The organism is Bacillus sp. MT(2024), assembly GCF_036362845.1.
In the GTDB taxonomy this organism is placed as follows: Bacteria; Bacillota; Bacilli; order Bacillales; family Bacillaceae; genus Bacillus; species Bacillus velezensis.
Genome location: NZ_CP143632.1, coordinates 3,416,688 through 3,430,343 on the forward strand (window position 1 = coordinate 3,416,688; position 13,656 = coordinate 3,430,343).

A 13,656-nucleotide genomic window follows, 5' to 3' on the forward strand; every position below is an offset into this window, starting at 1 on the left:
TTGTTTTTTATCCTTTTCTAAGCGGCTCCAATATGCCTTTTTGGATCAGCAAGTGGAAAACGGACAGCACGACGGATGCCCAAATGGCGGTGCCGAACCCGTCAATCTGAAAGCTGTCTCCCATCAAGGCTGCGGTCATCATTAACGTAATGGCGTTGATGACAAACAGAAAGAGGCCGAGGGTCACAACCGTGACAGGCAATGTCAATATGACGATGATCGGTTTGATCAGCACATTTAACACAGAAAGAATCACACTGGCGATGACAGCCGCTCCGATACTGCTGATATGGACGGAATCAAAATATCCCGCGATAACGATTAATAATAAAGCATTTACTAAAATGCTGACTGCCCATTTGATCATTTATTTCAAATCTCCTTCTAATGGTACAACAAAACACCAGATAATATATACAATCGGCACGATTCCGCTCGTGACAAGCGCTAATACAACGGTTATAATGCGCAAAAGCGACGCATCCATATTGATGTACTCCGCCAAACCGCCGACGACGCCGGCGATTTTACGGTTTTTTTCTGAACGGTAAAGTCTTTTCATCCAATCACCTCTGAGTATGCTTGAGCTTAATGGCTCCTGTTAACGATTCTGAGAAAATCGAGAGATGCTGATCATGGCCTTGATTTGATGCCAGCATCAGTTCTTTTTGAATGGTATCATTCTTTTCCTTTAAAATTTCCGCATCAATCAGCTCATGGCTGAGAGAGCCGAGATTGCTTTTGAGCTCCGCTTTCACCGCCGAATCATCAGGCAGAGCGATCTCCACGTTTCCGGTCGTCGTTTTCGTGTAGATGGAGCGGCAGTGCGGCGCTGTCACGGTAAGCATGATATTGCCGTTAAAGCTTTGAACGTCAATGGATTCACTCGATCCGCGCAAATCAATCAAGCCGTTGATCGTTTCCGCTTCAATCGCGCCGCATTGATGTCCGGCCAGCTTGATTTGTCCGTTAGCCGTTTCCGCCGACGCTTTCTCAGCCGTCAAATGAGAGAATGACAGAACGCCGTTTGTCGTTTTCGCCGAGAATTCTTTTACATGTAAATGTTCCCCTCTGATCGGTCCGTTAAACAGCTTCACTCTTATCTTATCGTACTCTTTCTGGGGAACATAAAGCGTAACATTGGTTTTCATCGTTTTCTTTTCCGTGCGGACAAAAAACTTATTGCCCTTCACTTCACACTCAATATGCTGAAGAAATGCGGTGCGCGCCGCCTCCTGACTGTCCGCCCGGTACACTTTGGCCTGGCACTCCGCTCTGATATCTTCATCCGCCCACGGCACGATATTGACGCTGCCGTTTGCGATCTGCATATCAATGGCCGAGAATTCACTGTCTTTAAATTGAAAAATATGCTGCACTTCGTGTGCGTGGCCGAAATTCAGATCAAGATCCGCTTCCTTCACTTTTTTGACGGCAGAATCAATCCAGTCGAACAGCTTCGCCCCGAGCGACGGCTTTTGGCTTTCTTTTGCCCCGCTTTCGAAATCTTCCGCAGGTTCCTGAACCTCCGCAGATAATGCGGTGATCTGCTCTTCTTTTTCTTTATATTCATGATCCAGTTTTTCAATGAGCGTCAGTGCTTCCTGCGCCGTCAGCATCCCGTCTTCCACAAGCTTTAAAATCCGTTCTTTCTCCTGTTTCATACAAAACTCCTCCTCCGACTTTTCTTACACCTGGCGTAACACCTTAATTCCCTGCACGATATTCCAAATGACCATTCCGATGAGGATCAGAAAATAAACAGCTGCTCCTGTTATCATAACAAAAACGGGCACCATACTCTCCCCCTGGGCCGTAATCAATCCGCCGACAACACCCGCGGTCACAATCAGCAAGCCCGCAAACGGAATGATATGGGAAATCAGAGCGCGCATGGCATGCCGCTTCGTCTCTTTTTCATCGACGACAAAATAAGCCACAATCGGAAGAATGAGCGGCGCGAGAAACACGCTGAAATAACAGATTGATGCGATAATCGCTTGATTTCGGTTCAATAAAAACACTCCCTGTGCCGTGATGTAAAAAACCCTTCCTTATACATACGTATGACGAATGAGCGGGTTTCATTTTCATGCTAAGGACATGCTTCGTTATACGTAATTTTTGGTTTCAGAGATTTCACTATAGAATCTTTTCCCCGAACCGATTACAATATGTAACAAAGCCTGACCGTATGCAAGGAGGACATACAAATGGAGAAAGATCCCGAAAACGCCCAAGTAACGGAAGAGAGTCTTCGAAATTTAATTCGCGAACAGAAAAGAATGAACAGCGAAATGCTGGCTGAATTGGAACAGATCAAAGCAGCCCCTCTTCCCATTTCCCATGATATCCAATATATAAAAGTGCTGCTGGACAGCAGCAGCACCCATATTCTGCAGGACTTAATGCATTTAAGCAGACAGCTTCCCCAACAGAAAAAAAGCCTGTAACAACAACAGCCCAAAACCGATGAGTTTTGGGCTGTTGTTATTGATCTATTACGTGGCTGCCGTTTCTTTTTCGGCCAGCAATGTTTTCATCCGTTTTTTATCGCGTTCCATTACCGGTTTCAGATAGCGGCCCGTATATGATTCTTTCACTTCGACAACTTCTTCGGGCGTCCCGGAGGCTACGATCATGCCGCCGCCCGCTCCGCCTTCAGGTCCCAGATCGACGATGTAGTCCGCCGTTTTAATGATATCGAGATTGTGTTCAATGACCAAAACGGTATCACCGTTATCGACGAGTCTTTGAAGCACAACTAAAAGCCTTGCGATATCATCAACGTGGAGGCCTGTCGTCGGTTCGTCCAGAATATACAGCGTCCGGCCGGTGGAACGCTTATGCAGCTCGGAAGCGAGCTTGACGCGCTGCGCTTCTCCCCCTGACAGCGTCGTCGCCGGCTGGCCGAGCGTCACATACCCGAGTCCGACATCAGCAAGCGTTTGAAGCTTGCGTTTGATTTTCGGGATATTTTCAAAGAAAGACAGAGCATCTTCCACCGTCATATCCAGAACGTCGGAAATGCTTTTTCCTTTGTATGTGACCTCCAGCGTCTCCCGGTTGTAACGTTTGCCGTGGCATACTTCACACGGAACGTACACGTCAGGAAGGAAGTGCATCTCAATTTTGATGATGCCGTCGCCGCGGCAGGCCTCACAGCGCCCGCCTTTTACATTAAAACTGAACCGGCCTTTTTTATAGCCGCGCACCTTTGCTTCATTTGTCTGCGCGAATACATCGCGGATATCATCAAACACACCCGTGTAAGTTGCCGGATTTGATCTCGGTGTCCTGCCGATCGGCGCCTGGTCGATGTCGATCACCTTATCAAGATGGTCAAGGCCTTTGATTTCTTTATGGCTTCCCGGTTTCGCTTTGGCTTTATGAAGCTTTTGCGCAAGCGCCTTATGCAGAATTTCATTCACAAGCGTGCTTTTTCCGGAACCGGACACACCTGTCACCGCCGTAAAAGTGCCGAGCGGGAATTTGGCGTTCGCTTTTTTCAGGTTGTTTTCTGAAGCGCCTTTGATTTCAATGTACCGGCCGTCAGGCTTTCTTCTCTCCGGAGGCATCGGGATGAATTGAGCCCCTGACAAATAACGTCCGGTCAGAGAATCCGCATCATTCATCACTTCTTCAGGCGTCCCCGCCGATATGACGCGGCCGCCGTGAATGCCGGCGCCCGGACCGATATCTATCAAATAATCGGCAGCCATCATCGTATCTTCATCATGCTCCACGACAATCAGTGTGTTGCCGAGATCCCTCATGTTTTTCAGCGCGCTGATCAGACGGTCATTGTCACGCTGGTGAAGGCCGATGGACGGCTCATCAAGAATGTACAGGACGCCTGACAAACGGGAGCCGATCTGCGTCGCAAGCCTGATACGCTGGGCTTCTCCGCCTGACAGCGTTCCCGCCGCCCTGCTCAGCGTCAGGTAATCAAGACCGACTTTATCTAAAAAGCTGAGCCGCTCCACAATCTCTCTTAAGATTAAATCGGCAATCTGCATATCTTTCTCAGACAGCGTCAGGTTTTTGAAAAATTCCAGCGCATCGCCGACGGAAAGCTCGGTAATGGTGCCGATGTGGCGCCCGTTGACCAAAACGGCAAGCGCTTCTTTCTTCAGCCGGTAGCCTTTGCACGTCGGGCACGGCTTCTGTGACATGTACTGCTCCATCTGTTCACGGATATAATCGGAGCTTGTCTCTTTATACCGTCTCTCAATATTGCGCAGCACACCTTCAAATTCAATTTCATTTTCGCGCACTTGTCCGAAATCATTCTCGTATTTAAAGTAGATCCGTTCATTGCCGCTGCCGTACAGCACTTTATCAAGCTGATGCTTCGGCAGGTCTTTGACCGGAGTCTCCATATCAATGCCGTAATGGCGGCAGACCGCCTGAAGAAGCTGCGGATAATATTGTGAACTGATCGGCGTCCACGGCGCGATGGCGTGTTCCTTTAACGACAGTTCAGGATTGGGAATGACGAGCTCAGGGTCCACTTCCAGCTTCAAGCCGAGACCGTCGCAAGTCGGGCAGGCGCCGAACGGGCTGTTAAACGAAAACAGCCGGGGTTCAAGCTCCCCGATAGAAAAACCGCACAGCGGACAGGCGTGATGCTCGCTGAACATCAGCTCTTCCTGACCGATGACATCTATCATGACACGGCCTTCCCCTAAGCGGAGCGCGGTTTCCAGTGAGTCGGAAAGCCGGGCGGCAACCCCTTCCTTGACGACAATCCGGTCAATGACTACTTCAATGGAATGCTTTTTGTTTTTTTCAAGTTCAATATCGTCGGAAAGCTCGGCCATTTCTCCGTCAATCCGCACCCTTACGTAACCTTGCTTTCTGATTTGGTCAAGCACTTTGACATGGGCGCCTTTTCTGCCTGAGATGATCGGCGCAAGCACTTGAAGCTTCGTCCGCTCCGGATATTCAAGAATCCGGTCAACCATCTGTTCGATCGTTTGCGACGTAATTTCAATGCCATGCTCCGGGCAATGCGGCTTCCCGACCCTCGCGTACAGCAGCCGGAGATAATCATAAATCTCCGTTACCGTTCCGACGGTTGACCGCGGATTGCGGCTTGTCGTTTTCTGATCAATGCTGATCGCCGGAGAAAGCCCTTCGATCGCATCAACGTCCGGCTTATCCATCTGCCCTAAAAATTGGCGCGCATAGGCAGAAAGCGATTCAACATACCGCCTCTGTCCTTCCGCGTAAATGGTGTCAAAGGCAAGGGATGATTTTCCCGATCCGGACAGGCCCGTCACGACGACGAGCTGATCCCGGGGAATCGTTACATCAATGTTTTTTAAATTGTGCGCCCTTGCGCCTTTCACCTCGATCCGGTCAATTGCCATGTGTTCATCATCCTTCCGCTTTAAGCTCTAACAGTAAATCACGAAGCTCTGCCGCCCGCTCGAAATCAAGCGCTCTGGCCGCCTCTTTCATTTCGTGCTCCATTTGCTCAACGACTTTCTGGCGTTCTTTCTTCGTCATCTTCGCCAGTTTAGGCGCGGCTTTTGTTTTATATTCTTCTTTATCCTCAGCGGCCTGCGTCGCGCGGATCACATCGCGGATTTCCTTATTGATCGTTTGCGGCGTAATGCCGTGAATTTCGTTAAAGCGCTCCTGCTGTTCCCGGCGGCGCTTCGTTTCATTAATCGCGATTTCCATCGAATTCGTGATTTTATCGGCATACATGATGACGCGGCCTTCCGCGTTTCTGGCCGCCCGTCCGATCGTCTGAATCAGCGAACGTTCAGAACGGAGGAAGCCTTCTTTATCCGCATCGAGAATGGCGACAAGTGACACTTCCGGAATATCAAGCCCTTCCCTCAGCAGGTTGATGCCGATTAACACATCATGTTTTCCGAGGCGGAGGTCACGGATGATTTCAATCCGTTCAAGCGTCTTAATCTCGGAATGCAGATAATTGACCTTGATGCCGATTTCCTTGAGGTAATCGGTCAGATCCTCTGACATTTTTTTCGTTAAAGTCGTCACGAGAACGCGTTCATTCCGTTCAATCCTCGCCTGAATCTCGCCGATCAGATCATCAATCTGTCCTTCGATCGGACGGACGTCAATGAGAGGATCGAGGAGTCCCGTCGGTCTGATGATCTGCTCGATCATTTCCGGCGTATGCTCAATTTCATACGGTCCCGGAGTCGCCGACACGTACACGATATTGTGCATATGCTTTTCAAATTCCTCGAATCGGAGCGGACGGTTGTCAAGCGCTGACGGCAGGCGGAACCCGTGATCGACAAGCACCTGTTTTCTCGCCTGGTCACCGTTGAACATGCCGCGCACCTGCGGAATCGTCACATGTGATTCATCAACGACGATCATAAAATCGTCCGGAAAATAATCAAGCAGCGTATACGGCGTAGAACCAGGAGGACGGAGCGTCAAATGTCTTGAATAGTTCTCGATCCCTGAGCAAAAACCCATTTCCCGCATCATTTCAAGATCATACCTCGTCCGCTGCTCAAGCCGCTGCGCTTCAAGGAGCTTGCCGTTTTCGTGCATCACTTTCAAGCGCTCCTCAAGCTCCTGTTCAATATTCAGAATCGCTTTTTCCATCTTTTCCGCCCGGGTGACGAAGTGGGAAGCCGGGAAAATCGCGACATGGTCACGGTCGCCGAGAATTTCTCCGGTCAAAGCGTCGACCTCCCTGATCCGCTCAATTTCGTCTCCGAAAAATTCCACTCTGATACAATGTTCGTCACGGGAAGCCGGGAAGATTTCCACAACGTCTCCGCGCACGCGGAACGTCCCGCGCTGAAAGTCGATATCATTGCGGGCATACTGGATATCCACAAGCTTTCTCAGAAGCTCGTTCCGCTCAATCTCCATTTCCGGTCTGAGCGACACGACCATTTCCCGGTATTCTTCAGGCGAACCGAGACCGTATATGCATGACACACTCGCGATAATAATGACATCTCTCCGTTCAAACAGAGAGGATGTCGCGGAGTGCCTCAATTTATCAATTTCATCATTAATACTAGCGTCTTTCTCTATAAATGTATCCGTTTGAGGCACATACGCCTCCGGCTGATAATAATCATAGTAGCTGACAAAATACTCGACAGCGTTGTTCGGAAAAAATTCCTTGAACTCGCTGTACAGCTGTCCGGCAAGGGTTTTGTTATGGGCAATGACCAGTGTCGGTTTATTCACTTCTTTAATCAGATTGGACACGGTAAAGGTTTTGCCCGTCCCTGTCGCACCCAGGAGAGTCTGGTGTTTTCTGCCTTCCTGTATGCCTTTGACAAGCTTCTCAATCGCTTGCGGCTGATCTCCCTGGGGCTGATATTTCGAGACTAACTCAAAACGATCTTTCACAAAAAAGCCTCCGTTTCTTTACGAAATCTTCCTATTGATATAGTAACACAATGACGGGCAAAATCACTAAAAATACGAACTAAAGTTCGATGGTTTATTTTTACCAAGTTAATTTTTGTATAAAAAACCTGCTTTTATGGCGTAAAAGCAGGCATTCTATTTCATATTCACCATGTCAGGCATTGTCTTTCTTTTTGTCTGCTTCTTTTTTGGCCATGTACAGCCCTCCGGCCACCAGCGATACGACATCCAATCCAACGATAAAATACGTTTCGGTGTAACCCTTTAAATAGGATGCGAAAAGCAGTGCGGCTGTGAGAGCGATCGCCACATAGTGGTTAAACGTGACGCGCGTAAAAAGGACGACCAGCATAAAAGGGAAACATAATGCAAAAACGGCTTTTGTAATCACAAAAACCCTCCTCGGGAATTCTTCATCTCATCTGATTATAGTAAAAAATGAAGAATCGGACAATCGTTCCCCTGCTATCACAATACCCTTTTTCGGCAGTCTTCAATCATCTGTCAAAAAAAATGTGAATATAAATCCATTGAACCATTAACCGGATGAATCGAACTACCTTTCTTCAGCCGAAAGGATGAGAAGGTTTAGGTCTTTGTATCTTTGACAGTTTCTTCCTCCCTCTTTACAATGTAATGATAGTGTTTACTATCATTTTCTTGGATGAAGAAAAAAAAGGGGGTCATACCGCATGTATTCAGTGCGATTTCAAAAAGCGGAAGAATCGAGCCGCTCTGCAGGAGCAAAAGGAATGAACCTGATTAAACTGACGAAAAACGGGCTGCCCGTTCCCGGCGGTTTTATCATTCAGACGAATGCCCTGACACGTTTTATGGAAGACAACGGGCTTCAAGCAGATCAGGAACAGATGGAGCGCGCCATTATGAACGGCACGTTTTCAAAAGAGCTTCGGGAGGAACTGACCGCGTCGTTTTATGAATTGAGAGAATCATACGCCTCTGTCGCCGTACGTTCCTCCTCCGCGTCCGAAGATCTTGAAGGCGCTTCTTTCGCGGGCCAGTACGAAACCTATTTAAATATCAAAACAGAAGAAGAGTTTCTCGGAAAAGTGAAAGAGTGCTGGGCTTCCTTCTTCTCGGCGCGGGTCAGCGGTTATAAAGAGAAAATGAACAATGACACCGCAGAACCGTTAATGGGCGTTGTCGTGCAAGGTCTGATCAATTCCGAGGTTTCAGGGGTCATTTTCAGCCGTAACCCCGTCACACACGATGACGGAGAACTGATGATCAGCGCAAGCTACGGCCTCGGAGAAGCAATCGTCTCCGGCAGCGTGACGCCCGACACATTTATCGTCAATAAAGACACATTTCAGATTGAAAAAGAAATCGGCTTAAAAGAAATGTATATCGTTTCTAAAGACGAAGGCGTGACGGAAAAAGAGACGTCCGCTGACATGAGAAGCCGCTTCTGCCTTGATGACGAGAGCATCAAAGAGCTTGCCATGCTGACAATAAAGACGGAAGAACTGTACGGTTATCCCGTGGATCTCGAATTCGGATTTGCCGAAAATAAGCTGTATCTGCTTCAGGCCAGGCCGATTACAACGATCGCGCAGGATCAGAAAGCGGCAGACGAAGAACGGGAATTTATCATGACACCCCGGGATCAGAAAGATTTTTGGCTCAATATGGAGGCCAATATAGAAGGTCCCGTCAGCCCGTTATTCGCTTCACTCATTGTGCCGGCTTTGGAATACGGCCTCAAAGAGAGCACGAAGACCTTCCCTGTGATGGGCATCGAGATTGAGCGTGTCAAACTTCATCAAGGCCATGTTTTTTCCAGACAGCATAAGACGGACGACAAGCTGCCCGCAGAACAGTTAGAAGCGCTTTTCCCCGTCTTGGCTGACCGCATGTACGATATTATTCAGGAAACCTTTCTGCCTTTTTATCAAAAGCTGGACGAACTGGCGCATACAGACCATACGCCGGAGACTGCCATTGATGCGTTCCGAAACCTGCAAGACTTCTATTTAAAAGGATACGCAGAACATTTCAATATTGTCTTTCCGCAGGTTGCGTTAAACATGATACTGGAATCTATGTACGGACAGGTTGAGAAAGAAAACACCTCCCTTCTGTATGAAATGCTGGCCGGCGTCATGAATAAGTCATTGGAGACCGACAGACAGCTCTGGCTGCTTTCCGGACAAGTAAAAGACAGCCCTGAACTGCGGCGCGTCTTTACGGTTTCTCATGCCGATGAGCTGCATCAGACGCTTCTGCAATCAAATGAGGGAAAACGCTTTCTCGAACAAGTCGGCGAATTTTTACAGGAATACGGCTGGAGATCCGTGAAAAGTCATGATCTCATTGAACAAACTTGGGCGGAAAACCCTTATTTCGCTTTGGCCAACATTCAGAACTATGTCCGGAACGGATACGATTTTGACAGTGAGTTTCATAAAACGATAGAAAAACGAAAACAGCTCTACGCCGACTTTATGGATAGAATTGAAGATGACGGCTTCCGGGAGACGTTTGACCGCTATTATCAGTGGACATTGTCTTCATCCGTCATCAAAGATGATCACCATTTTTATATTGATGCGATGCTGGACGCCAAAGCGCGCCTTTGCCTTCTGAAAATCGGCGAGCTGCTTCAAAAACAAGGCGTAATCGATGATCGGGAGGATATGTGGTACTTATACAGCGATGAAGTCGAGAAAGCGCTGGCGTCGCCGGTTCCGATGCAGGAAAAAGCCGCTGAACGAAAACAGCTCTTCCAGCAATATCAATTGCTTGAAGCCCCCGCTTATCTCGGGACTCCGACTTCGGAACAGCTGAAAACGGCTGAACAGATTACCGGCTCCATCACAGAAGATGAAAAAAACACTGAACATCAAATTTACGGACTTGCAGCGTCAAGCGGAATCGCAAGCGGACCGGTGAAAGTCATTCGTGACGCAAGTGAATTTTCCCGTTTTTCAACAGGAGACGTGCTTGTCTGCAAAATGACGACACCGCTGTGGACCAGTCTGTTCCAAGATGCAAAGGCCATCATTACGGACACGGGCGGCATCCTGTCACATGCGGCGATCATCGCGAGAGAATACGGGCTCCCGGCCGTTCTCGGCACACGTGCCGCGACTGACAGGCTCAACGACGGAGATATCGTCACGGTAGACGGGACAAACGGCAAGATTACGATTGTCAAACGCGCTTCATGCTAGGTTTCCCTCTTTATTGACGGGCAGGGCGGGTGTATACTTGTCCTGCCAGTATTTACGCGAGGTGAAACATGTTGAGAACGACGAACAAGAGAATTATTGACGCCGCGATGAATCTGATCATCCAAAAAGGATACCGCGCAGCGACAACAAAGGAAATCGCAGAAAAAGCAAAAGTAAGCGAAGCAACGATTTTCCGTAATTTTAAAAACAAGCAAGGATTAATGAAAGCCATGATTGAACAGCAGGCGCCGGTTCCGGAAAGCATGATCACCAAGGCGGAAGGCGATCTGTATGAGGATCTTCTTCATTTCGCCACGACCCTTCTGCAGCAATTGGAACAAAAAAAAGAAGTGTTCCGCATCTGCCTGCGCGAACCGGAACTATTCGAAGACGTCCTGCAGGATATTGTCGTATATCCGCAATCCGTGAAAAAGCATTTAATCGTTTACTTTAAGGAGCTGACAAAGAAAAATATGATAAGCCCCGGCAGCGAAGAAGCTAATGCAGACGTCTTTATGACGATGGTTTTCGGTTATTTTATACACCGGCTGCAGCTGGGGAAAAGAGTCATTACTCTCTCTGAGGAAACGATGCTGAAACACAGCACTGAGATTTTCATGAAAGGCATTACCGGCCGGTCATTTTCCGGCTCCAAGGAGGATGAAGGATGGGTTCAAAGAAAGAATGGGCGCTGATCGTTTCGCTTTTGCTGGGAGCCATACTCGTTCCCATCAATTCTACGATGATCGCAGTCGCCCTTTCATCCATTTCCCGCTCATTCAGCGAATCAATTGCCAGCATCACATGGGTAGTGACCGTGTACTTAATCGTGATGGCCGTGACACAGCCCATTGCCGGCAAACTCGGTGATATGTACGGTAACAAAAAAATGTATTTATGGGGCGTCGGCCTTTTTCTCATCGCATCATTGGGGTGCGCCCTCTCGCCAAGTCTTTTCTTATTGATTTTCTTCCGGGCGCTTCAGGCTGCCGGCGGCGCTTTGCTTACGCCAAACAGCATCGCCATCATCCGCCATGTCGTGTCTGAAAAACGGCTTCCGAAAGTATTCGGCTTTTTCGGCCTCGGCGCCGGGCTGGGCGCGGCTCTCGGTCCGTTTATCGGCTCTCTATTAATTGAGAGCTTCAGCTGGCATTCGATCTTTTGGGTCAACATTCCGTTTCTTGCGATCGCACTCGTGACGGCATTAATGATGTTTCCTAAATATAAAGAAGAAACGTCTGACGCTCCGCTTGATATCATCGGGTCCGTTTTGCTTGCCGGAAGCATTGTATCTATTATTCTTCTGACGAAAAATGAAAGCTCTTTGGGCTATTGGGTGTACGCGCTGCTCATTCTCGTATTGGTTCCGCTATTTTTCAGGCGGGAACTGCGCACGAAACATCCGATTATTGATTTTGATCTATTTAAAAACACGACCTTTACGAGCGCCAATCTGTCGGTTCTGTTAAGCAATTTAATGATGTACGCCGTGTTATTGATTATGCCGCTCTTTATGACCGGCCACTTCAGCATGAACACGTCGCACAGCGGCATGGCGCTGTCAGTCTTTTCTGTTTTCATGTCCGCCAGCAACTGGGGCGGAGCTCAGCTGCATCAGAAATGGGGCGCGCGAAGAATGATTTTTCTGTCCTTCGGGCTGATGGCCGTAGCCAATCTCTTATTTCTGCTTTTGGTTTATTCCCATTCCGTTCCGTTTCTTATGGCATCGCTTATTGTAGGAGGCATCGCGTCAGGTGCGGGGCTGACGAGCATGCAGGTATCTTCTCTTGCAACGGTAGAACCGGGCATGTCCGGCATCGCATCCGGGATTTTTTCCACCTTCCGTTATTTCGGAAGCATTATTTCTTCAGCACTGATCGGTTTAATCTCCGGGTTTCATATTCTGTTTATCATATTGATCGGAGTTTCTGTGATCGGCTTGTTCGTATCGCTTGGAATTAAGTCCGGGGAAACCGTTCAGACGAAAAAAAGCCATTCGGCATAACGAAAAAGGTTCCGTAAGCATCTGCTTTCCGGAACCTTTTCTAGTTTTCCTTCTTCATTTTCTCTCTCAAAGTGTCACCGCACTCCTCCGATGCATAGAGTATCGCAATGCGGTTTTGCTCTATGAGATTCTTTTTATTTAAAAGAGAAAAGGGGAAAACAAATCGCAAGAAGTACGTACTATTATGATGCCAAAGAAAGACCGAATGAAGATGTGTTAACAAATATGATTGTGGATATCTTCCATAAGAATCGAAAGGCCAACGGTACACGAAAGATCAAAACCAAGCTCCAGGAACAAGGATTCATCGTGTCCAGACGACGTATTGGCCGAATCATGCGCGAGCAGGGCCTTGTTTCAACCTACACACCATTGCCCATTTTAAGCCGCACAAAACGGCCTGTAATGAGGCGGAAACGGCGAATGTGTTAGATCGTGAGTTTGATCAGGCTGAAGCTAAGCGCTTCGTCGTTAGCGATCTGACGTATGTGAAGGTTGGGCACCGTAGGCACTACGTTTGCGTCCTCATTGATCTATTCAATCGAGAGATCATTGGCCATAGTGCAGGTCCACATAAGGACGCTGCTCTGGTTTCACGCGCCTTTGCTACGGTAGAAGGCGACCTGAGCCAAATCAAGTGGTTTCATACGGATCGTGGTAGTGAGTTTAAAAACCAGAAGATGGACGAGCTTCTGGAAACCTTTGAGATCGGTAGGTCGTTAAGCGCGAAGGGGTGTCCTTATGACAACGCTGTGGCGGAGGCTACGTACAAGGTCATGAAAACGGAGTTTATCCATCAGATGGAGTTCCAGAACCTTGATCACCTGCAGTTGGAATTATACGACTACGTCAACTGGTTTAACAAGCATCGAATTCATGGATCTCTGGGATACATGACGCCTGTTCAGTATCGCCAAGCAGCCCTTAAAAAAGCTGTCTAATTTAATGTTGACAATCCATTCCTTCCCGGTAACCTTCGCCACAGATTACAGGCTGAAATAGCGGCGTGAAACCGTCCACTCATCTGTTGTTCCATCAGGATTGCTCCTAATAGGCGAATGGCAGACT

General features: G+C 48.2%; 11 protein-coding genes and 1 pseudogene. 5 read left to right on the forward strand and 7 right to left on the reverse strand.

What is annotated here, in order from left to right:
- Positions 1-7: 7 nt before the first annotated feature.
- Genes VP472_RS17095 through VP472_RS17110 form a run of 4 tightly spaced genes read right to left on the reverse strand, consistent with a single transcriptional unit; the run spans position 8 to position 2,015 of the window.
- Positions 8-367, reverse strand: a complete 360-nt coding sequence (locus VP472_RS17095; RefSeq protein ID WP_014418984.1) for a phage holin family protein — start codon at positions 365-367, stop codon at positions 8-10.
- Positions 368-562 (reverse strand): PspC domain-containing protein, encoded by a 195-nt coding sequence (locus VP472_RS17100; RefSeq protein WP_003151448.1) that lies wholly within the window; start codon positions 560-562, stop codon positions 368-370.
- Positions 563-566: 4 nt separating this feature from the next.
- Positions 567-1,664: a DUF4097 family beta strand repeat-containing protein gene (locus VP472_RS17105; protein ID WP_070082446.1), complete on the reverse strand. Its 1,098-nt coding sequence runs from the start codon at positions 1,662-1,664 to the stop codon at positions 567-569.
- 24 nt (positions 1,665-1,688) lie between these two features.
- A complete protein-coding gene (locus tag VP472_RS17110) occupies positions 1,689-2,015 on the reverse strand; it encodes a hypothetical protein (RefSeq protein ID WP_003151444.1) in 327 nt (108 codons plus the stop codon).
- A 198-nt stretch (positions 2,016-2,213) separates the two neighbouring features.
- On the opposite strand from VP472_RS17110, the gene VP472_RS17115 reads away from it, so the two are divergent.
- Positions 2,214-2,453: a hypothetical protein gene (locus tag VP472_RS17115; protein ID WP_003151443.1), complete on the forward strand. Its 240-nt coding sequence runs from the start codon at positions 2,214-2,216 to the stop codon at positions 2,451-2,453.
- A 48-nt stretch (positions 2,454-2,501) separates the two neighbouring features.
- Here the strand turns inward: VP472_RS17115 and uvrA are convergent, their stop codons facing one another.
- The 3 genes from uvrA to VP472_RS17130 form a co-directional block, all read right to left on the reverse strand.
- Positions 2,502-5,375, reverse strand: coding sequence for an excinuclease ABC subunit UvrA (uvrA, locus tag VP472_RS17120; protein ID WP_146275602.1), 2,874 nt, complete (start codon positions 5,373-5,375; stop codon positions 2,502-2,504).
- Between the two features lie 7 nt (positions 5,376-5,382).
- Positions 5,383-7,368: an excinuclease ABC subunit UvrB gene (uvrB, locus tag VP472_RS17125; RefSeq protein ID WP_003151439.1), complete on the reverse strand. Its 1,986-nt coding sequence runs from the start codon at positions 7,366-7,368 to the stop codon at positions 5,383-5,385.
- Positions 7,369-7,543: 175 nt separating this feature from the next.
- Entirely contained in the window at positions 7,544-7,780 is a 237-nt protein-coding gene (locus tag VP472_RS17130; RefSeq protein WP_003151438.1) for a CsbA family protein, read from the reverse strand.
- 301 nt (positions 7,781-8,081) lie between these two features.
- On the opposite strand from VP472_RS17130, the gene VP472_RS17135 reads away from it, so the two are divergent.
- The 4 genes and pseudogenes from VP472_RS17135 to VP472_RS17150 all read left to right on the forward strand — a co-directional run.
- Positions 8,082-10,583 carry a PEP/pyruvate-binding domain-containing protein gene (locus tag VP472_RS17135; RefSeq protein WP_146275604.1) on the forward strand — a complete coding sequence of 834 codons (2,502 nt, stop codon included), beginning with the start codon at positions 8,082-8,084 and terminating at the stop codon, positions 10,581-10,583.
- Positions 10,584-10,654: 71 nt separating this feature from the next.
- On the forward strand, positions 10,655-11,278 hold the full coding sequence (locus tag VP472_RS17140) for a TetR/AcrR family transcriptional regulator (RefSeq protein WP_192897769.1): 624 nt from the start codon (positions 10,655-10,657) through the stop codon (positions 11,276-11,278).
- Complete coding sequence (locus VP472_RS17145) at positions 11,251-12,588, forward strand: MFS transporter (RefSeq protein WP_146275608.1); 1,338 nt, start codon at positions 11,251-11,253, stop codon at positions 12,586-12,588. Before VP472_RS17140 ends, VP472_RS17145 begins: the two co-directional genes overlap by 28 nt.
- Before the next feature lie 159 nt (positions 12,589-12,747).
- A pseudogene (locus VP472_RS17150) lies at positions 12,748-13,529 on the forward strand (IS3 family transposase); the annotation flags it as partial.
- Between the last annotated feature and the right edge of the window lie 127 nt (positions 13,530-13,656).